The sequence below is a fragment of the Streptococcus gallinaceus genome, assembly GCF_040545695.1.
GTDB lineage: Bacteria > Bacillota > Bacilli > Lactobacillales > Streptococcaceae > Streptococcus > Streptococcus gallinaceus.
In genome coordinates this window covers 45,163-61,267 of the sequence record NZ_JBEPMK010000002.1, presented here as the reverse complement: position 1 = coordinate 61,267, position 16,105 = coordinate 45,163, and the positions used below count along the sequence as shown (strand labels likewise).

At 31.3% G+C, this 16,105-nt stretch carries 18 protein-coding genes; all 18 read left to right on the top strand.

Features of this window, described 5'->3' with window-relative positions; all coding sequences use genetic code 11:
• The first annotated feature begins 221 nt into the window (after positions 1 to 221).
• The gene (locus tag ABID27_RS02560; protein WP_354280042.1) at positions 222 to 995 is read left to right on the top strand and encodes a replication initiator protein A; all 774 of its coding nucleotides are present in this window, start codon (positions 222 to 224) and stop codon (positions 993 to 995) included.
• On the top strand, positions 992 to 1,819 hold the full coding sequence (locus ABID27_RS02555; protein ID WP_114219378.1) for an ATP-binding protein: 828 nt from the start codon (positions 992 to 994) through the stop codon (positions 1,817 to 1,819). The genes ABID27_RS02560 and ABID27_RS02555 overlap by 4 nt, the downstream gene beginning before the upstream one ends.
• Entirely contained in the window at positions 1,812 to 2,297 is a 486-nt protein-coding gene (locus tag ABID27_RS02550) for a PcfB family protein (RefSeq protein ID WP_067423403.1), read from the top strand. Before ABID27_RS02555 ends, ABID27_RS02550 begins: the two co-directional genes overlap by 8 nt.
• A complete protein-coding gene (locus ABID27_RS02545; RefSeq protein ID WP_354280039.1) occupies positions 2,294 to 3,028 on the top strand; it encodes a phage antirepressor KilAC domain-containing protein in 735 nt (244 codons plus the stop codon). The genes ABID27_RS02550 and ABID27_RS02545 overlap by 4 nt, the downstream gene beginning before the upstream one ends.
• Positions 3,021 to 4,811: a VirD4-like conjugal transfer protein, CD1115 family gene (locus tag ABID27_RS02540; RefSeq protein ID WP_354280037.1), complete on the top strand. Its 1,791-nt coding sequence runs from the start codon at positions 3,021 to 3,023 to the stop codon at positions 4,809 to 4,811. Before ABID27_RS02545 ends, ABID27_RS02540 begins: the two co-directional genes overlap by 8 nt.
• A 63-nt stretch (positions 4,812 to 4,874) precedes the next feature.
• Positions 4,875 to 5,393 carry a ClbS/DfsB family four-helix bundle protein gene (locus ABID27_RS02535; protein ID WP_354280035.1) on the top strand — a complete coding sequence of 173 codons (519 nt, stop codon included), beginning with the start codon at positions 4,875 to 4,877 and terminating at the stop codon, positions 5,391 to 5,393.
• A 212-nt stretch (positions 5,394 to 5,605) separates the two neighbouring features.
• A complete protein-coding gene (locus ABID27_RS02530) occupies positions 5,606 to 5,920 on the top strand; it encodes a single-stranded DNA-binding protein (RefSeq protein ID WP_354280033.1) in 315 nt (104 codons plus the stop codon).
• 1 nt (position 5,921) lies between these two features.
• The gene (locus tag ABID27_RS02525) at positions 5,922 to 6,137 is read left to right on the top strand and encodes a Maff2 family mobile element protein (protein ID WP_012797151.1); all 216 of its coding nucleotides are present in this window, start codon (positions 5,922 to 5,924) and stop codon (positions 6,135 to 6,137) included.
• A 10-nt stretch (positions 6,138 to 6,147) separates the two neighbouring features.
• The gene (locus tag ABID27_RS02520; protein WP_039121395.1) at positions 6,148 to 7,011 is read left to right on the top strand and encodes a VirB6/TrbL-like conjugal transfer protein, CD1112 family; all 864 of its coding nucleotides are present in this window, start codon (positions 6,148 to 6,150) and stop codon (positions 7,009 to 7,011) included.
• Positions 7,012 to 7,020: 9 nt separating this feature from the next.
• Positions 7,021 to 7,311 (top strand): hypothetical protein, encoded by a 291-nt coding sequence (locus ABID27_RS02515; protein WP_114219373.1) that lies wholly within the window; start codon positions 7,021 to 7,023, stop codon positions 7,309 to 7,311.
• Between the two features lies 1 nt (position 7,312).
• Entirely contained in the window at positions 7,313 to 7,723 is a 411-nt protein-coding gene (locus ABID27_RS02510) for a PrgI family protein (RefSeq protein WP_354280030.1), read from the top strand.
• The gene (locus tag ABID27_RS02505; RefSeq protein WP_354280028.1) at positions 7,614 to 10,037 is read left to right on the top strand and encodes a VirB4-like conjugal transfer ATPase, CD1110 family; all 2,424 of its coding nucleotides are present in this window, start codon (positions 7,614 to 7,616) and stop codon (positions 10,035 to 10,037) included. Before ABID27_RS02510 ends, ABID27_RS02505 begins: the two co-directional genes overlap by 110 nt.
• Before the next feature lie 7 nt (positions 10,038 to 10,044).
• Entirely contained in the window at positions 10,045 to 12,624 is a 2,580-nt protein-coding gene (locus tag ABID27_RS02500) for a CD1108 family mobile element protein (RefSeq protein ID WP_354280026.1), read from the top strand.
• 14 nt (positions 12,625 to 12,638) lie between these two features.
• Entirely contained in the window at positions 12,639 to 12,878 is a 240-nt protein-coding gene (locus ABID27_RS02495; RefSeq protein WP_354280024.1) for a hypothetical protein, read from the top strand.
• Positions 12,865 to 14,226 carry a stalk domain-containing protein gene (locus tag ABID27_RS02490; RefSeq protein ID WP_354280022.1) on the top strand — a complete coding sequence of 454 codons (1,362 nt, stop codon included), beginning with the start codon at positions 12,865 to 12,867 and terminating at the stop codon, positions 14,224 to 14,226. The genes ABID27_RS02495 and ABID27_RS02490 overlap by 14 nt, the downstream gene beginning before the upstream one ends.
• A gap of 14 nt (positions 14,227 to 14,240) precedes the next feature.
• On the top strand, positions 14,241 to 15,101 hold the full coding sequence (locus tag ABID27_RS02485) for a CD1107 family mobile element protein (protein ID WP_354280020.1): 861 nt from the start codon (positions 14,241 to 14,243) through the stop codon (positions 15,099 to 15,101).
• A gap of 64 nt (positions 15,102 to 15,165) precedes the next feature.
• A complete protein-coding gene (locus tag ABID27_RS02480; RefSeq protein ID WP_354280478.1) occupies positions 15,166 to 15,336 on the top strand; it encodes a hypothetical protein in 171 nt (56 codons plus the stop codon).
• 238 nt (positions 15,337 to 15,574) lie between these two features.
• Positions 15,575 to 15,958, top strand: coding sequence for a hypothetical protein (locus ABID27_RS02475; RefSeq protein WP_354280018.1), 384 nt, complete (start codon positions 15,575 to 15,577; stop codon positions 15,956 to 15,958).
• The last annotated feature ends 147 nt before the right edge of the window (positions 15,959 to 16,105 follow it).

Here is a 16,105-nt window from a genome sequence, read left to right as displayed (position 1 = left end):
TCCTGCATTTTAAGCAGTTTTATAAGCATTTTGTCTTCGATAAAGATGAAGAAGGATACGTCAAAAAGACCCAAAAAAACTACATGGACGTAAGAGTAGTTTTGCAACTGGTATGAGGAGACACAAAGAAAAATATAATAAGAAAAAACCCATTTTATACTTTCTACAAGAGTAGCTTAAATAAGGCTGCTCTTTTTTTATTTCAAAGAAAGGAGGTAAGAATGAATTTTGATTATTTTTATAATAGGCAATCTGAGATGTATAACTTCATTAGGTTACCTATGGTATTGATGGAAGATGAGATTTTTGAGAGTATTTCTATTGAAGCTAAAGTTTTGTATTCATATATGCTTAATCGAATGGGTCTTTCATATAAAAATGGCTGGATAGATGAAGATGGAAAAGTCTTTATTTACTACACAATTGAAAGCATAAAAGATCAATTTAATTGTGCAAGTGAAAAAGCAAATAAATTAATAGCCGAGCTTGATATTAAGTCAGGAATAGGACTAATTGAAAAGAAAAGACAAGGACTTGGAAAGCCTAACAGAATTTATGTTAAAGATTTTATGAGCATATTTAATAATGTGGAATTAAAAAATCAAGAAGTTCGAAAAACAAAATTCCAGAAGTTTGATAATCGAAATTCAAGAGATTCGAATATCGAAAGTCTAGATTTTCGAAAATCGGAAGGTAACTATAACAATATTAGTAATAATGAGTTAAGAAATAATGATTTTAGTAAAGGGCAAAAGCCTTATGGAATATATAAAAATATATTTTTGACTGATGAAGAATATAAGGACTTAACAAATGAATTAGGAAGCAGAATTAGTGAATACATTGATAGGCTCTCGTCTTATATGAAAGCAAATAACAGAGTTTATCAAGATCACAAGGCAACGATAATTAATTGGTATCTTAATGATCAGGCAAAAAATATTAATGAAAATTCAACAAAAAAGATGAATTACGATATAGGAGAGAGTTTATGAAAAGCTTAAAAGATTTTGTATTAAGAGAAAATGATATTGAAAGAAATGGACATATCTATTGCAAGGTATGCGGTAAAAGAGTTGATGGAGAATTAGTTGACCTTGGATTTACAAAGTTTATTCCCAGAATTAAATGTGAATGTGAAATAAAAAGAGATAAGGAAAACGAAGAAAGAGGAAGACTGATGAAAATATCATCGTTAAAAAGAGATTGCTTCTCATCGCCTATCCAACACCAATATAATTTTGAGAAATACTTAAATGAAAAAGGTCAAGCCTATAAGGTTGCCTTTAATTATGCTAAAAGCTTTGAGCAAATGAAGAAAGACAATGTTGGACTTTTATTTTATGGAGATGTTGGTAGTGGAAAGACTTATCTTGCTTGTTCGATTGCAAATGAATTAATCGAAAGAAAACAAGTTAAAGTTAAAATTATGAATTTATCTCAAGTTATAAACCAAATACAAAAATCAGCATTTAAGCTAGATTCAAACGAAATTATATATAACCTCTCTAATATTCCTTTGTTAATCTTAGATGACCTTGGAATTGAAAGGGATACATCTTATGCAAGAGAACAAGTTTATAACATTATAAACTCAAGATACTTAAAGGGTAGGCCGACAATTTTTACTACAAACTTATCATTGGAAATTATTCAAAATCCAAACATTGACCTTGAGTATCAGAGGATATATTCAAGAATACTTGAAATGACAATACCAGTTAAAGTTACGGGAGAAGATTTTAGGAGAAAAATCCATCAAGAGAAGTTAAGAAAATACAAAGAGTTACTTTTATATGGAGGTGGAATAGATGATTAATGAAGAAGTATCTAGGTCGAGCCTTAACCTTGAAGTAAGGCTTGCAAAAGCAACAAGTAAAGCAATTCTTGATGCCTTAAAGAAAGTTCACAAGCAAATAGAAGAACAAGGAGGCTTGAAAAATGTAATAAAAAATAATGGAGAAGAAGTAAAACTAAAAGATATGGTTAAAAAGGGACAGTTAGAAGAAATTAATCTAAAAGATCCTGAGTTAAAAGAACTAAAGAAAATTTTAAACAAACATGGAGTGAAGTTTTCTGTTATGAAAGATAAGGAAACTGGCAACCACTCTGTGTTTTTTCAATCTAAGGATATAAAAGTAATGGAACACGCCTTTAAAAAAGCAGTTAAGATTTCTGAAAGAAAGGCCGATAGAAAAGATTCAATAACGAAGACTATAAATAAGTTTAAAGATATGGCTAAGGACACCATTAGCAAAGATAAAGTTAAAAATAAACATAAGGAGCAAAGCTTATGATAAGTAATTTAAAAACATTTGAAAATAAGAATTTTGGGAAACTCACTGTTATAGAAAAAGACGGTGAGTTTTTCTTTATAGCAAATGAAGTAGCAACTATGCTAGGATATGTCAATCCGAGAAAAGCTGTTTATGACCATGTAGATGAAGAAGATAAGGGTGTAACGAAATGGAACACCCCTGGAGGAATACAGAATATTTCAATAATCAATGAATCAGGCTTGTATTCACTTATTCTTTCATCAAAACTACCACAAGCAAAAATATTCAAAGCTTGGGTAACTAGAGAAGTCTTACCAAGTATTAGAAAAAATGGAGGATATATAGTAGGTCAAGAAAAGAAAACTAATGAAGAGTTACTAGCAGATGCAATTCTTGTAGCCAATAGAATTATTGCCGAAAAAGAAGAAGAAATTGAAGAATTAAGACCAAAGGCAGATTATTATGACAAATTAGTAGATTATAACCTACTTACAAACTTTAGAAATACTGCCAAAGAGTTAGGAATACCACAAAATCAATTTATAAGTTTTCTAATGGATAAGGGATTAATTTACAGAGATAAGAAAAAGAAACTCTTACCTTATGCAGATAAGAATAATGGATACTTTGAAGTAAAAGAATGGGTTGATCCACTAGGTACACTTGTAGGAATACAAACATTTATAACACCAAAAGGAAGACACTACCTACTAATATTATTAGATAGTGAAGGTTTCTACGATGAATAAGGTAATAGAAGCTATTCTTTCTGATATTAAAAACTTAATTAAAATAGACGACCCAAAGAAATTTATATTAGCAAACATTCCTTATCTATCATTCTTCTACATTGGAAATGTCTTTTCTAAGCACATCAATTCTTATGTAGGAGGAGATATTATTGATAGAATAATGGTGGGAATTTCTGATATAGAAACTTTATCCTATATACCAAGTATTAATCCAAGGGACTTGTTAGTAGGTATTTCAGTTGCTGCTCTTGTTAAGCTAATTATTTATAGCAAAGGAAAAAATAAAAAGAAATATAGGCAAGGTAAAGAGTATGGATCTGCAAGATGGGGAGAAAGTAAGGATATTGCTCCATATATTGACCCTAAGTTTGAAAACAATGTTATCATAACTAATACTGAAAGACTAACAATGAACTCAAGACCTAAAAATCCTAAGTATGCTAGAAATAAAAATGTATTAGTAATAGGAGGCTCTGGATCAGGTAAAACGAGATTTTATGTAAAGCCAAATTTAATGCAAATGCACTCTTCCTATGTAGTAACAGACCCTAAAGGCACACTTGTGTTAGAGTGTGGAAAAATGCTTTATGAAAATGGATATGACATAAAGATTTTAAATACAATAAACTTTAAAAAATCTATGAAGTACAATCCCTTTGCTTATTTGAGAAGTGAAAAAGATATTTTAAAACTTGTCCAAACCATAATTGCAAATACAAAGGGAGATGGAGAAAAGGCAGGAGAAGATTTCTGGGTAAAGGCTGAGAAGTTATATTACACTGCCCTTATCGGTTATATTTATTATGAAGCACCAGAAGAAGAAAAGAATTTTAAGACACTTTTGGATATGATTGACGCAAGTGAGGTTAGAGAAGATGACGAAACCTATATGAACCCAATTGATAGGCTCTTTGAAGCTCTTGAAAAGAAAGACCCAAGTCATTTTGCAGTTAAGCAATATAAGAAATATAAGCTGGCAGCAGGAAAAACTGCAAAGTCAATTCTAATATCTTGTGGAGCAAGACTTGCACCTTTTGATATAAGAGAGCTTAGAGAACTAATGAGCGAAGATGAATTAGAACTCGATAAAATTGGAGATAGAAAAACTGCTTTATTCGTAATAATATCAGATACAGATGATACCTTTAACTTTGTAGTTTCAATAATGTATTCTCAATTATTTAATCTACTATGTGATAAGGCGGATGATGTGTATGGTGGAAGACTTCCAGTGCATGTTAGATGTCTACTTGATGAGTTTGCAAATATAGGATTAATTCCTAAATTTGAAAAATTAATTGCAACAATTCGTTCAAGAGAAATATCAGCAAGCATAATACTTCAAGCACAATCTCAATTAAAAGCAATTTATAAAGACCATGCAGATACGATAGTTGGTAATTGCGACTCAACACTCTTTCTTGGAGGAAAAGAAAAAACAACAGTAAAAGAATTATCAGAAACCTTAGGAAAAGAAACCATAGACCTATATAACACATCTGAAACAAGATCAAATCAAAAATCTTTTGGACTAAATTACCAAAAAACTGGGAAGGAACTTATGAGCCAAGATGAAATAACTGTAATGGATGGCGGAAAGTGTATTTACCAGCTAAGAGGAGTAAGACCTTTTTTATCTGATAAATTTGATATTACAAAGCATAAGAATTACAAGTTATTGGAAGATTATGATAAGAAGAACTTGTTTGATGTAGAGGAGTATTTAAAGAATATAGATAAAATAAAAATAAATAGGAACAGTTTGATTACAAGATTATGAATTAACGTTATGATAAAAATATTTTTGGTATAATATCTATATACAAACCACGGAGGTAGGCATATGAGGTCTTATGAAAGTAAGGAAGAATTAAAAAATGAAATAAAGAAAACTTTTGAAAAATATATTTCAGAATTTGATAATATCCCAGAAGAATTGAAAGACAAAAAAGTAGAAGAAGTTGATAGGACACCAGCAGAAAATCTTGCCTATCAAGTAGGTTGGACAACTTTAGTATTGAAATGGGAAGAAGATGAGAGAAAGGGTAATGAAGTAAAAACACCATCCGATAAATTCAAGTGGAATCAACTTGGTGAATTGTATCAATGGTTTACAGATACCTATGCTCATAAATCGTTAAAGGAACTAAAAGAACATTTAACACAGAATATAGAAAATATTTATCTTATGATAGATGAATTAACAGAAGAAGAACTTTTCAAACCTCATATGAGAAAATGGGCAGATGAAGCAACTAAAACTGCTACTTGGGAAGTATATAAATTTATCCATGTCAATACAGTAGCACCATTTGGTACATTTAGAACTAAGATTAGAAAATGGAAGAAATTAGTGCTTTAGTAACATAACTTTGACATATATTAGAATAATTTGATTTAGGCGATAGAAATTAAAAACTCTATCGTCTTTTTTTATACTTAAAATTAGGAGGTTAAAATGGTTAGGATAAGAAGCCCCACTTAAAGCAATTCAATATACAAGACACTTAGCGATTGAAATATAAGTTCAGTCGCTTTTTTAATTGAGATTTATAGATTAAGGAGAAGAAATTAATGGATAGAGAAATGATAAATATTAATGCAAATTTAGTTAAGGAAGCTAAATTTTCAGAATTTGAAAAAGATGGAGAAAGTGTTCAAGTAGCAAATTTTGCTCTTGTTAAAAATTATGGAAAGGGCAAAGAATATACAAATTGCTCAGTATATGGAGAAAAGGTAGAAATTGTAAAAGAATTTGAAAAAGGAGATCTAATCCATGTTTTTGGATATTTCAAAAAAAATAAAAAAGGAGATAAGATCTACAAGAATTTTATAGTTAAATCACTAAACAAAATAGAAAATAAAGAGAAAGAAAACGAGGAGGAATAATATGGAATTTTTTACAGCTGGAGTTGGAGTTTTAAAGACACTTGTAACTGCAATTGGTGCAGGTTTAGGAGCATGGGGAGTTATTAACCTAATGGAAGGTTATGGTAATGATAACCCTGGTGCTAAATCTCAAGGTATTAAGCAGCTTATGGCTGGTGGAGGAATTGTACTAATCGGTATTAAATTAATTCCACTACTTGCAAATGTTTTAAATTAGGAGAAAGTCTATGTTTGGTATCTTTGACAAGCTAACTGAATTTTTTAAGGATATGCTACTCGGAGGTATCAAAGCAAATCTTGAGTCCATGTTCTTAGATATAAATGACAAGGTAGGAGTTATTGCAACTGATGTTGGGAAAACACCAATGGGTTGGAATGGAGAAGTATATAACTTCATAAAAAACATTAATGATAATGTGATTGTTCCAATAGCAGGTCTTATCATAACAGCAGTTTTATGTATTGAGCTCATAAATATGGTTATGCAAAAGAATAATATGCACGATACAGATACTTTTGAGTTTTTTAAATACATTATAAAGATGTTTATAGCAGTCTACCTTGCAAGCCATGCCTTTGAATTTTCAATGGCAGTCTTTGATGTGGCACAAAATCTTGTAAACAAAGCGGCAGGGGTAATCACTACTTCTGCCACTGTTTCAGGAGATCAGATAGTTGCAATGGTTGATACATTAAAAGAAAAAGAAATAGGTGAGCTTTTAATGATACTAGTTGAAACAAGCCTTGTGAGGATTGCAATTCAAGGAATATCACTAGTTATAACATTAATAGTATATGGGCGTATGTTTGAAATATATGTCTACTCATCAGTATCATCTATACCATTTGCTACTATGGGAAATAAAGAATGGGGTCAGATTGGAACAAATTATATCAAGGGACTTTTTGCCTTGGGACTACAAGGTTTGTTTTTGATGGTATGTTTAGGTATCTACACCGTTTTAATAAGGACGGTACAAGTTACAGATATTCACGCAAGCTTGTTTAGTATATTAGGATATGCTCTACTACTTGGACTTATGATGTTTAAGAGTGGAACAGTTGCAAAAAGTATTATGAATACGCACTAGGAGGAATAAATGTTAAAAAAGAAAAATTGTGCTTTATTGGGACTTGGGATTTTATTGGGAGGAACTTATGAAATCTTAAAAGAGAAAAAAAGAAATGAAGATATTAGAAACTTAAAAAGAAGAATAAATAGACTCGGAAGATGTCACAATGAATTTGTTATGTATCAAGGAGAATACAATGACAGAAATGAAGAAAAACAGGAAGAATTAGAAGAAAGAATTAGCTACCTAGAAGAGGAGACAACATCTAATTATGACCATATACTTGAACTTTCCAAAGAAGAAGTAGAGGGAGATTAAAATGGCATATGTACCAATACCAAAAGATTTGGACAAGATAAAAACAAAGGTTGCCTTTAACTTAACTAAAAGACAACTTATAGGTTTTTCTGTGGCAGGACTAATTGGCATACCAACCTATTTATTTATGAAGAAATATCTACCTAATGATGCTTCTATCATTGTAATGTTAATAGTAACCCTGCCAATCTTTTTTATAACCTTATATGAAAAAGATACCTTAACTTTTGAAAAATATTTTAAATTTTTCTATCTTCATAAATTTTATCAACCAACTAAGAGAATAAGAAAGGAGGCATACCTTGAAGCAAAGAAAAAAGAAAATCAGCGACTTAAATCTAAGGGAAAAACAATTAAAAAAAGACAGAAAGGAAGTAAGAAGGCTAAAAACAAAGAAAAATCCAACAAATAGTCTTCTAAGTGTACTTTTAAAGAAAGAGAAAAAGAGATTTACTGTTGAGGATACCATTCCATATATAAGAATGTTACCAGAGGGCATTTGCCAGTTAAACGAAAAAAATTATTCAAAGACAATTTCATTTCAAGATATAAATTACCAGTTGGCATTGGAAGAAGATAGAGATTTAATCTTTAACCAATTTGCCAACTTTTTAAACTCTTTTGATCCAAGTGTCCACATTGAACTTTCATATGTAAATCAATTAGGAAGAAATAAAGACCTACAAGATGCAATTAAAATTGCTGACAAGGGAGATTTCTATGACGATGTAAGAAAAGAGTTTAGGGAGATGTTAAAGCTTCAACTTGCAAAGGGCAATAACGGACTTAAAAAGATGAAGTATATAACTTTTACCACAGAAGCCGATAACCTAGAGCAAGCAAGAGCAAAGTTAAATAGACTTGAAGTAGATATTTTATCTAACTTTAAATCTATGGGGGTAAGAGCAGAAAGCCTTGATGGAGAAGAAAGACTAAGACTTGTTCACGATATGTTAAATCCAGACAAGAGCTTTGATTTTTCATATAAAGATTTGAAGAAGAAAGAGTCTACAAAATCACATGTAACTCCCAATATCTTTAATTTTGCACCAGCAAATAATTTTAAATTTGGCAAATATATTGGAGCAGTAAGCCATTTTCAAATACTTGCAAGTGAGTTATCAGACAGAATGTTATCTGAGTTTTTAGATATTGATGACAATATTTATGTAGCTTTTCATATAGATGTAGTTGAACAAGCAGAAGCTATTAAACTCATTAAGAGAAAAAATACAGACTTAGACAGAATGAAAATCGAAGAACAAAAGAAAGCAGTTCGAGCAGGATATGATATGGATATTATTCCATCAGATATAAATACTTTTGGGGCTGATGTTAAGTCCATGTTATCTGACTTACAAAATAGAGATGAAAGGCTCTTTGTAGTTACCATAGTAATGATGAATTTTGCTAGGACTAATCAAATATTAGAAAACACCATTGCTCAAATCTCATCAATTGCGAACAGACATAATTGTCAAGTGAAAAGATTATCTCATCAACAAGAGCAAGGACTTGTTTCTGTCTTACCTCTAGGACTTAATCAAGTCGAGATAAAAAGATTTTTAACTTCATCATCAACGGCAGTATTTATGCCTTTTACAACAGAAGAGCTATTTATTGATTCGGCAAATTCTTTGTACTATGGATTAAATGCCCTTAGCCAAAACTTGATTATGGCAGATAGGAAGAAACTAAAGAACCCTAACGGACTAATATTAGGTACTCCAGGTTCTGGTAAATCTTTCTCAGCAAAGAGAGAGATGGCAAATGCAATTCTTGTCACAGATGATGATGTAATTATTTGTGATCCTGAGGGCGAGTATTCAAATCTTGTAAAACAATTTAATGGAGAAGTTATTAAAGTTTCAGCAAAGTCAAAGGACTATCTAAATCCACTAGATATAAATATGAACTATGGAGATGGGGACGCACCTTTAAAAGATAAGGCAAATTTCATAATGTCTATGCTTGAACTTGTAGTAGGAGGATCTGGTCTTACTGCTGCAGAAAAATCTGTTATAGATAGGTGCTTACCAAAGATATATCAAAAGTATTTTGAAGACCCAAAACCAGAAAATATGCCTATATTAGGAGATCTATACGATATGCTCCTATCCCAAGAAGAGGGAGTTGGTAGAAAACTAGCAACAGAAATGGAAATTTATGTTAAGGGAAGTCTTAATGTATTTAATAATAGGTCAAATGTTGACCTAAATAGGCAACTGCTTTGTTTTGATATAAAAGAGCTGGGAACACAACTTAAAAAAATAGGTATGCTTGTAATTCAAGACCAAGTTTGGAACAAGGTTTCACTAAATAGAGGAAGCAAGTCTACAAGATACTATATAGATGAGTTCCACCTTTTATTAAAAGATCCACAAACTGCTTCATATTCAGTAGAAATCTGGAAAAGATTTAGAAAATGGGGTGGTATTCCAACAGGTATAACTCAAAACGTAAAAGACCTTTTAACAAGTCAGGAAATTGAAAATATCTTTGATAATACAGACTTTGTTCTAATGTTAAATCAAGCATCTGGAGATAGAGATATTCTTGCTAAGAAATTAAAAATATCGCCTTATCAGTTAAACTATATTACTAATTCAAATGCAGGTGAGGGATTACTATTCTTTGGAAATACTATTGTTCCATTTATTGATAAATTCCCTAAAGACACCATGTTATATAAGCTAATGACAACTAAACCAGAAGAAGCTAAGTAGGTGCGATATGGATAAAAAACTAAAAAAAGATTTTCAAAAGAAAATTATACGAAATAGGGACGCTCCTGAAAAGAATCTTGAAAGTAAACTTGTTCATTCAGATGATTATACAAATAAGATAATTAAAACTAAGGATAGGTTCGGGGATAAAATTTCAGAAAAAGAATCTAAACTTATTCATGAGAATGTATTATCTAAAGATCAAAAACAAGATAAACTAAAAGATTTTCAGAAGTCTAAAAACAAGGAAAGAATTAGAAAAGAAGTTTTAGATAATAAGGATAAGGCTGAAGAAACAAAACAAGCTAATCTTGAAATAAAGACAGATGAAAGCTTTAAACTTGATGAAGAGTTATATGTAGACTTTAAAAAAGTTAATTTTGATAGTGAAAACAGTAGAGATATTAATTCTAATAAACTAACAACAGATGATATTTCAGCTAACTCTAAGCCATTAAGCAATAAGAAGGTATCAAGTAAAAGACAAGTTCTTAAAAATTATGAGGATAAACTTATCCATAGTAAGGATAAATTCCAAGACAAAATCAACGAGAAAGAGTCTAAGCGAATCCATACAAGCGAAGATAAACCTATTGAAGCAAAGAAAAGTAAGAGAATATATAGAAAAGATAAGCTTGTTAAAGATGAAGTAAGTAAGAACGAGAGTAATACCAGTATCGATAAAAAGCAAAAGCAGAAGCTTTATCAAGAAAAGAAGTTTAGAGATAAGGAAAAAATTTCTAATGAAATAGGTAAAGAAAATAAGCTAAGCGAAGTTGATACAGATAAGACTTTTGATAATTCGAAGGTTAACGACAATAATCTTGAATTTATAGAAGATGAAAAGGAAACAAGCCTTAAACCTTCAGAACAAAAGAAAGTTAACAAAAAGAAGACTTACTATAAGAGAAAAAATTATGAAAGTGATAAATTTACTCGAAAGAAAATCGAGGACTTAAAAAATGAAGCTAAGAAATCTACACCGAAAGATTCTAAGAAAGCACAAGATGTTAAAGATTTTATCTCAGATAAAAAGATTGGAGAGCTTGAAAAGTCTAAAAGTAAGCTAAAGGATAATATCTTAAAGAATAAAACTAAAGGAAGTCTATCTTCTGGAGTTTTATTATCTGGAGCTAAGTCCTCAGAGTTAGTGAGAGATTATCTAAGTTCAGGATCTGACAATACTGGTGTAGAATCTGGAGAAAAGGCCGCTAATGTAAGCTCTAAGCTCCAGCATGGAATAAGGAAGTATAAGCTAGATAAAAAGAAAAAGTCCTTAAAAAAGCTATCTAAACTTGATAAAAAAATAAGAGAGAGAAAAAGCAAGTTGGAGTTTAAAAGTGGCTTGGAAGAATTAAAAAAGTCAGAATCATATATAAAGAAAAATAGATTTAAGAAGTTGTACCAAAGAAAGCGAATGAAGAGCATGATAGCTAAAAAGCACGAAACAAGACTTGTAGATAGAGTTAAAAAAGCTATTTTAAGTTTAGGTAGGGCTTCTAAAGAGCTAATCGTAAGAAAAGGTAAGATGGTTCTATTTGTAGTAATAGGACTAAGTCTTATGCTATCAATCATGATTGGTGGTGGAAGTGTTGGCATGAGCGGACTAAGTAACTCTGTTAACTCAGTAATGACAACAACATACCTATCACAAGATACAGTTCTAAGTGAAGTAAATCAAGAATTTTCATCAATGGAGTATGACCTACAATCACAAATCGAAAGTGTAAAAACAAGCCATCCTGGATATGACGAATATATCATAAATAAAGAAGGAGAAATTGGTCATAATACCCATGAACTTTTATCCTATATAACTTCACGATTTGGAGAAGTAAAATCAGCATCTGAAGTAAAAGGAATTTTAAAAGAGCTTTTCGATAAGATGTATAATCTTGATTTTAAGGAAGAAATTGAAATTAGAACAAGAACAGTAGCAAAAACTAGATATGATAGTCGTGGAAATCCTTATACTAGCTATGAAAAAGAAGAGTACGAATATAAAAAGTTAATTGTAACTTTAAAGAAAAAAGAAATGGATGAAGTTGTTAGGGAAATATTTAAAGATTATCCAGACAATGTAGTTCATTATGAAGCTCTTCTTGAAGCTAAGGGGAATATGGGAGATGTTTTTGGATCAGGTAATGGCGACTTAGGAGAAATAGTAGATAATCCTAACTTTGGAAATCCTGGTCTTGCTTTTGATTCAGCTACTGCCAAAGCCTTATTTAATGAAGCAGAAAAACATATAGGCAAAAGATATGTGTTTGGAGCAAGTGGACCATCTAACTTTGACTGTTCAGGTTTTGTATGTTGGTCATTTACAAAGTCTGGTGTAAAGAGAATGCCAAGAACAACTGCATGGAGAATATACAAAGACTATTGTAATCCAGTAAGTCCAAGTGAAGCCCAACCTGGAGATATTATATTTTTCCACTCAACATATAACAGTGGGACACCAATATCTCACGTAGGAATATACGCAGGTAACGGAATGATGATTCACGCAGGAGATCCAATTCAATACACATCAATAAATTCAAAATATTGGAAATCACACTTTTATGGTTTTGGAAGACCAAGATAGAAGGGAGATATTATGTGAACAGAAAACTTATAGGTATTAGGAACAAGAAGAAAAAAATAGAAGATAAATTGAAAGATTTAAATGCAAAATACAAGGAAATTTGCGATGAAGAAATACAAGTTGAAAATGAAGAAATAATTGTAACTCTAAGGAGGAACAATATTAGCTTGGAAGAATTAATGGAGAAAATTAATGATAGAAAAAGAGAAGAAAAATTAGAAGAAAAGGAGAACATTCATAATGAAGAAATTTAATACGAACAGACTAAGAGCCTTTTTTATGGCTCTTTTATTAGTTTTAACATCAACTACTAATGTACTAGCTAAAGCTGATGATACAGATGGTAGTAAAAAAGTGATAGAGAGTTCAATAAGTAATATTAATGATTTAGAAAATCAGATCAAAGACCTAAATGATAAGAAACATGAAGACCAATCAAAGATAGATGAATTAAAAGAAAAGTTAGAATCTTGCAAAGATAATGGAGAGAAACTAAAACAAGAAAAGGCTAAGTTAGAAGAAGAAATTAGAGATAAAGATAATAAGATTGCTCAATTGAATAAAGAAATTGAGGATCTTAAAAACTCTAATAATGATGAACTAATAGCAGAAATTACTCAGCTTAAGGATGAATTAAAAAGATTACAAGATGAAAATGCAAAGCTAAAAGAAGATTATTCATCTACAAAATGGGAGTTAGAAGCTGAGAAAGAAAAGACTGATAAAAACGAAAATAAAATCAAAGAAATGCAAGAAAAGCTTGAGTCTTTAGAAGGGGAACTTGCAAAAAAGACTAAAGAAATTGAGGATAAAGATAATAAAATTAAGGACTTAGAAAAAGCTCTTGATGAAAAAGATGCTAAGATAAAAGACCTTGAGTCTAAAAAGAAAGAAACAGAAAATACTAAGTCAGAATGTTACAAGAAAATTGAAGAGCTTCAAAAGGCTATTGATAGTTTAAAAGAATCTTCTGAAAATACAAAAAAGGAATTAGAAGAGAAGATTAAAGAACTAGAAGAAAAACAAAAATCTTCTGATGAAGAAATTAAAAAGCTAAAAGAAGATTTAGATAAGAAAATTGAAGACGCTAAGAAGTTAATCGAGGAAGCAAATAAAAAAGCGAAAGAAGAGCTTGAAAAACAAGCTAAAGATGAAAAAGAATTTGCAGTTTTCCAAGTAGACAAAAACTTTTATAACATTATCAACAAAGATGGTAAGACAACAGTCTACATGGATGTAAAAACTTATGTAGACCAAGGAAGAACTATGATTCCAGTAAGATATATTGCTTATACTTTAGGTTTTAATGTTGAGTATGACAACTCTACTCGTGAAGCTATTTTCTCAAATAAGGAGAATAATATCTTAGCTAAAAAGACATTAAGACTAAATATTGATACTGGTGTTATGAAAGATTCTGACGGAAAAGTCTACAATTCAGATGTTAAGCCAGTGATTATAAATGGAAGAATTCATGCTTCAATTTCAAATATTGCAAAAGCTTTCGGAGCTAGTCATGGAGATATTAAAGATGGTAAAAACCAAACAATAGAATGGGATAATGCTAGAAAAGCAGTCTATGTATTTAAAAATGTAAAATAAGAAAGGATAGGAAAATGAATAAGATTATTAAACGAGGAATAGCCATAGCGTTACTCCTTTTTACATTTACAGTACCAGCAACTACATTTGCGATGACAAATGAAGGACAAATAGAAAATCAAAGTGAATCAATATATGAACCACAAAAAGAAGAATTAGAAAAAATGTTGAAAGATGATGTTTTCACACCATCAAAAGAAGAAATTTCTTATCAAGATGTTCCAAGAATACCAGAAAATACAAGTGAAGCAAATAAGCCTTCAAATAATCCTCCAAAGAAAACCCCACTTGTAAAAGGTGGTAATACAAAGGCAGTAAATAATCTTGCAACACAAGAAAATAAGGCAAGAGGTTCAGTAATTGAAAATGTAGATAGGAATGGAAAAGATATTACACCAAGTGGGGATACAGAAAAAGATAAAGAAAATCCAGTAGATGTAAGACAATTTTTAACATTTCAAACTAAAAGTGGAAAAACTATGCACCTAATAGTGGATCACTCATCAAATCAAGATAATGTAAGGTTATTGACAGAAGTAGGAGAGCAAGACCTACTTAATATGATTGAATCAGAAGATAAAAATACTATAAAGGTTGAAGAACCTAAGAAAGAAGAAGTGAAAAAAGAAGAGCCTACGGTTGTTCCAGTAAAAGAAGAAAAGAAAAGTGGAATAGGTTCATTTCTAATTGTTGCACTTGTAATTGGAGGAGTAGTAGGAGTAGGATACTATTTTAAGGTAGTTAAAGCAAAAGAAGATAGAATGTTGGAAGACTTTGAAGAAGATGATGAGTATATAAGTGAGTCAGAAGATGATGACGATGATGAAACTCACGAAGAATCATCAGAAGATGATGATGACGACGAACTATTATAATAATTTTTAAAAGCTTGAGCGAGAGAGAAATCTTTCGCTCTTTTTTTAATTTATGGAGGTATTAATGAAGTTAGTAATAGCAGAAAAGCCAAGTGTAGCAGTTACAATTGCAAAAGTAATTGGAGCAAGAACAAGAAAAAACGGATATTATGAGGGAAATGGATACATTGTTTCTTGGTGTGTTGGTCATTTAATTCAAATGGCAAGTCCAGACACGTTGAGACTATCTGTTTGATGACACGTAAGGAGCGATAAAAGCCCTGTTTTTCAAGGGCTTTAGGTGATTTAATGTGAGTGGGCTTGTGCTTTGAAGGCTCGTTGGGCGTTTAGGGGAACTGGTCAACGGGTTTTCGGGGCAAATTGCTCAAAGGGTTGAGTCATTGATTTTGCTTTTGGCTCATTTGAGTGGGTGAGATTGATGAATGGGAGTTTTGAGCTGGGGAAATGCAGAGGATTATATTGGGTGAGTCGTTATGAAGAAGAAAACAGGAAGCATTATTCTACATATGATAGCGATATTTATCATTTTGAGTTTTGCTATCAATATGGGGGTCAACTACATCAACCGACCTACGATGATTAGTCAATCAATATCAACAGACGGGGTATATACGCTTGATTTTGTTGAAACCCAATCACCTACGTTTTTTAGTCAAAGCGACGTATGCATCGTATTAAAACGAGGGAATGAAGAAAAACAAGAGTTTTATACAGAGATCGCTAATGACGGCAAAAGGCTTGATCAAAATAACTGGGAAGTTATCTGGAATGAAGATCAAGTAACGGTCACATTAAAAGGTGAAGAGCAAGATGATCAAGTGATTGTGATGAGGTTTATGACAAACAAATATCGCTGATAAACAGAAGAATATAGAAGCCCGCATCCATGTTGGCCAGATGTTGCCATGGTCTATCCCAACTGAAACCGACTGCTCACACAGCCGCTTATTTTATTCCTCAATCTCCATCCCTGACTTGAACTGCACTTTGATTCTCCCCTCCTC

Excerpts from the sequence above, each read along its gene's own strand:
- ABID27_RS02560 (WP_354280042.1), top strand. The coding sequence starts at position 222 with ATGAATTTTGATTATTTTTATAATAGGCAATCTGAGATGTATAACTTC.
- ABID27_RS02555 (WP_114219378.1), top strand. The coding sequence starts at position 992 with ATGAAAAGCTTAAAAGATTTTGTATTAAGAGAAAATGATATTGAAAGA.
- ABID27_RS02550 (WP_067423403.1), top strand. The coding sequence starts at position 1,812 with ATGATTAATGAAGAAGTATCTAGGTCGAGCCTTAACCTTGAAGTAAGG.
- ABID27_RS02545 (WP_354280039.1), top strand. The coding sequence starts at position 2,294 with ATGATAAGTAATTTAAAAACATTTGAAAATAAGAATTTTGGGAAACTC.
- ABID27_RS02540 (WP_354280037.1), top strand. The coding sequence starts at position 3,021 with ATGAATAAGGTAATAGAAGCTATTCTTTCTGATATTAAAAACTTAATT.
- ABID27_RS02535 (WP_354280035.1), top strand. The coding sequence starts at position 4,875 with ATGAGGTCTTATGAAAGTAAGGAAGAATTAAAAAATGAAATAAAGAAA.
- ABID27_RS02530 (WP_354280033.1), top strand. The coding sequence starts at position 5,606 with ATGGATAGAGAAATGATAAATATTAATGCAAATTTAGTTAAGGAAGCT.
- ABID27_RS02525 (WP_012797151.1), top strand. The coding sequence starts at position 5,922 with ATGGAATTTTTTACAGCTGGAGTTGGAGTTTTAAAGACACTTGTAACT.
- ABID27_RS02520 (WP_039121395.1), top strand. The coding sequence starts at position 6,148 with ATGTTTGGTATCTTTGACAAGCTAACTGAATTTTTTAAGGATATGCTA.
- ABID27_RS02515 (WP_114219373.1), top strand. The coding sequence starts at position 7,021 with ATGTTAAAAAAGAAAAATTGTGCTTTATTGGGACTTGGGATTTTATTG.
- ABID27_RS02510 (WP_354280030.1), top strand. The coding sequence starts at position 7,313 with ATGGCATATGTACCAATACCAAAAGATTTGGACAAGATAAAAACAAAG.
- ABID27_RS02500 (WP_354280026.1), top strand. The coding sequence starts at position 10,045 with ATGGATAAAAAACTAAAAAAAGATTTTCAAAAGAAAATTATACGAAAT.
- ABID27_RS02490 (WP_354280022.1), top strand. The coding sequence starts at position 12,865 with ATGAAGAAATTTAATACGAACAGACTAAGAGCCTTTTTTATGGCTCTT.
- ABID27_RS02485 (WP_354280020.1), top strand. The coding sequence starts at position 14,241 with ATGAATAAGATTATTAAACGAGGAATAGCCATAGCGTTACTCCTTTTT.
- ABID27_RS02480 (WP_354280478.1), top strand. The coding sequence starts at position 15,166 with ATGAAGTTAGTAATAGCAGAAAAGCCAAGTGTAGCAGTTACAATTGCA.
- ABID27_RS02475 (WP_354280018.1), top strand. The coding sequence starts at position 15,575 with ATGAAGAAGAAAACAGGAAGCATTATTCTACATATGATAGCGATATTT.